The sequence below is a fragment of the Pediococcus damnosus genome, from assembly GCF_001437255.1.
Classification (GTDB): Bacteria; Bacillota; Bacilli; order Lactobacillales; family Lactobacillaceae; genus Pediococcus; species Pediococcus damnosus.
The window spans coordinates 1-3496 of sequence record NZ_JQBD01000132.1; the positions used below are offsets into that span (position 1 = coordinate 1).

General features: G+C 38.0%; 5 protein-coding genes. 3 read left to right on the forward strand and 2 right to left on the reverse strand.

Going from position 1 to position 3496, the window contains the following annotated elements; translation table 11 throughout:
* Positions 1-107: 107 nt before the first annotated feature.
* From IV84_RS10980 to IV84_RS10085, 3 genes are all read left to right on the forward strand, one after another.
* The gene (locus IV84_RS10980; RefSeq protein ID WP_100078054.1) at positions 108-230 is read left to right on the forward strand and encodes an AbrB family transcriptional regulator; all 123 of its coding nucleotides are present in this window, start codon (positions 108-110) and stop codon (positions 228-230) included.
* A gap of 256 nt (positions 231-486) precedes the next feature.
* Entirely contained in the window at positions 487-687 is a 201-nt protein-coding gene (locus IV84_RS10080; protein WP_046871693.1) for a type II toxin-antitoxin system HicA family toxin, read from the forward strand.
* Positions 688-708: 21 nt separating this feature from the next.
* The gene (locus IV84_RS10085) at positions 709-1143 is read left to right on the forward strand and encodes a type II toxin-antitoxin system HicB family antitoxin (RefSeq protein WP_056986601.1); all 435 of its coding nucleotides are present in this window, start codon (positions 709-711) and stop codon (positions 1141-1143) included.
* A gap of 56 nt (positions 1144-1199) precedes the next feature.
* Here the strand turns inward: IV84_RS10085 and IV84_RS10090 are convergent, their stop codons facing one another.
* Together IV84_RS10090 and IV84_RS10095 are read right to left on the reverse strand one after the other, a co-directional pair.
* Complete coding sequence (locus IV84_RS10090; protein ID WP_046871691.1) at positions 1200-1889, reverse strand: hypothetical protein; 690 nt, start codon at positions 1887-1889, stop codon at positions 1200-1202.
* A gap of 14 nt (positions 1890-1903) precedes the next feature.
* On the reverse strand, positions 1904-3283 hold the full coding sequence (locus tag IV84_RS10095; protein ID WP_052694520.1) for a GH25 family lysozyme: 1380 nt from the start codon (positions 3281-3283) through the stop codon (positions 1904-1906).
* Between the last annotated feature and the right edge of the window lie 213 nt (positions 3284-3496).

Consider the following 3496-nt stretch of genomic DNA (forward strand, 5'->3'; position numbering starts at 1 on the left):
AAGTACAACCTACTAAAACTTGACACATACTGTTGAAGTGAGTTAATTGACTAAAAGACCACTTACTAATAAACTCTAAATGGAAGAAGCATAAGGAGCTGAATATCATGGATCAAAAAAAGGATACTTTTTGGGACAAGGTTAACGCACATGTCGCCAAGTATGGCAGCATCGACACACCACAAATAGATTTCGGATCGGACGTTGGTGCTGAGGTAATTGATGATTAATAAATACTGACAACTATCAACTGATATTCAATACAGTTATTCTTGCGCGCATAAGTATGTCCCCCAACCATTAATTTGGTCGGGGGTTTTTATTTTTTGTTCAAACTTCGCTTTAAAAAACATTGTCCAAAACTGCGTAGTTTATATAGAGAATGAAAATTCAAAACAAATAATTATTTTTACTCAATAGATAATATGCTTTGACGTAACACGTACTACACGTGTAAAATAATAACTGTCAGAAAGTTTGTGCATAATGCCGATGACCCAAAAACAAATGGTTAAGTTACTAAAAATTAATGGATGGATCAAATCTTCTGGTGGTAAAGGATCCCACATCAAAATGTCGAAACCGGTAAAACGACCTATCACTGTGCCCCATGGGGAGCTTAATAAATTTACTGAACGTGCTATAAAAAAAGAAGCTGACTTAGAGAGTAGTCAACTTCATTTGTAATCTATTTGAGGAGGAATTTTTATGTTTGCTAGTTATCCAGCGTTATTCTATTATGATAAATCAGAGAAAGTTCCTTTTTTTATCACATTTCCAGATTTCACAAACTCGGCCACCCAAGGAACAAGTATTTCTGATGCGATGGCAATGGCTTCTGATTGGCTTGGCATTACGATTGCTGACTCTTTAGAGAATAATCGTAATTTGCCTAAGCCATCTGATATTAAATCGCTCTCCTTAAAAAAAGATAATCCTTATCCTAATGATCTTAAATATGATCCTGCTTTATCCTTTGTTTCAATGGTACTAGTTGATCTAACTGGCTATATTGATTCCGGTCAGCCAATCAAAAAAACATTAACAATTCCAAAATGGGCCGACAAACTCGGTAAAGAGTTAAAACTAAATTTTTCACAAACGCTAACCGATGCTATCTCTAACAAAAAACTAAATAACTAAATAACTAATAAAACCCCAGCCAAATCAATGGTTGGGGTTTTATTAAATCAAAATTTTTATTTCAAAGTATCTTTAGCAATCTTTGCGGTTGTCTTTGCGTTAACGCCAGTGACTCGCGCCACTTTTTTGCCTTGTTGCCAACTAATGCTGTTCGCTGGTTTAGTTTGATTAGAATTGTAAACTACCACATCACCATGCGTAACTTTTTTAGTTGTCACTTTGGTTGATTTCAACGTCTTTTGCACTTTGTTAGCCACTTTGGTTGCAGCTTTATTCGAGCTATTCACTGTTCCCGTGCCCATTTGATCAGAATTTGCCACTGCGGTCACATCCCAACCATTTTTTTGCCACTGAATATAAACATGTCCCATGACGCCCTGTTTAACGGCTTTGGTTCCGTCTGCAAGAGTGATTTTAGGGCCATTGGTTTCAGTCACATTATGATAATTAGCAAAACTACTCTTTGCCTGACTGTTACTTTGGTATTTATTCTGTTTATAAGTTGCTGCGGTGGCCGTGTTGGCGCCATTTGTGTAGGTAACTTTGCCACTGGTACTATTGCCAGTCACAGACTGAACTTCAGTATTCGTGCCATCCACTTTTTCTGGGGCTGCTAACCCACTGCTGGCCGGCGTTGTCACCGCATGAATGGTGGCGGCATTTTGTGAATGGCTTGCACCACCAATTCCAAGAAGTGCAACTCCTAAAATTAAACTACAACTTGCTAATACGACTTGTTTTTTCATTTGATTTGCCTCCCCTAATTACTCGTAACCATGTTTTTATTGATATAACCGATCCAGGTCTTTCCGTTGTATAAGGAATAGTAAGTACTCCCGTTTGGATGGTTATAATAATATTTCACCGTATACGTTTGGCCGTAATAAGTATTGGTGCTGCCATACTTTTTTGTAAACGAAAGATTGCGCCAAATTGTTTGATTCTGTTTCGCAATTTGGACCGTCTTGTTGGTCCCAATGGCTTTCCAAGTGGCGTTGGCATTCACATAACCAAACCATGTATTTCCTTTATAAAGGGAGTAGTATGCCTGACCGTTGCCTCGGTAATATTGGTACTTAACGGTAAACTGCTGATTCACATAATTTTTACTGTAATGTTTAACATTGGCCCACACAAAGTTATTCCAAACTGTGTAATTTGGGTCATAAATTGTTACGGAATGATTGAAGGAATGCGCCGTCATCACCGTCATTGCGTTGGCATTCACATAGCCAACCCACTTGCCGTTCTTATCATAAAGCGATAGGTAGGTACTGCCATTACTATGTTTATAATAATATTTTGCGTAGTACGTTTTGCCAGAGGTGCCCGTTTGCCCACTCTTCGCAGTAAACGACAAATTCTTCCAAATGGTGTAACTGGATTTAGCACCATTTTCGGTGACATATTTTTTATAACTGATGGCGTTGCTGGTAGAATCCACGAACCAAGAATTTGTTTTGCCCTTCTTCAGGCTGGCATCTACAAGCTCGCCGATTGGGGAACAATTCCATTCATCGGTATATTGCCAGAGCACATGTGAAATTCCAGTTGGTTCAGCCTGTGTATAACTTGCTAACCAAAAACCATCGTAACTTTTAAGTGCACTAGCTGCATATGATTGGGCAAAACTATTGTAAGAATAAAACAGAACATGTTTACTTGTTAAACTATGTAATTCTGTATACCAAGCCTTGGTTGCCGAGTTGGTGGTGCCACTCGTAACTGTTTGCTCTTCATAATCATTTACATAAAAACTAGCATTTGGAGCCCGATTATATAAATCTTTTGCCTCTTGTTTAGCATCCGATGTGCTTGAATACTGACTATATGAGTAAGCGCCATATTTCAAACCATATTGCTGACACAATGCCGCGTTATGAGAGAAATATTTATCCTTATAATCACTGCCTTGTTGCACCCGCAAAATAATAAATGGCTCAACTTTTGCCAATTTTTTAACCTGGCTAGCAGAAAGTTCTCCTTGCCACTCAGACAGATCCGGAATCTGTGAATTTAGCGTGGCCGCCTGGGCATGCTGAGTAGCAACCCCCGTAAAAATAAGGAGACTGATCATAACCATTGTTACCTTTAACCAGAATGACTTCTTTGATCTTTGATGCGTATGTATGACATCCATTTTGTAACTTCCTTCCTAAATAAAAAAATAATCTAAAACCACTAACAAATTAATTTAGCAAGAAAAGATTCCATACTTTTATGCTCAAAACTCCCCAATAATTAGATTATTGAGGAGCTGTTTGGTGATTACATCTTATTAATTATACTCCGTGTGCTCACAAAATCAATTGAGTTTCCAGCATGTATGTGTCAAGTTTTCCTAGGTGCCTTA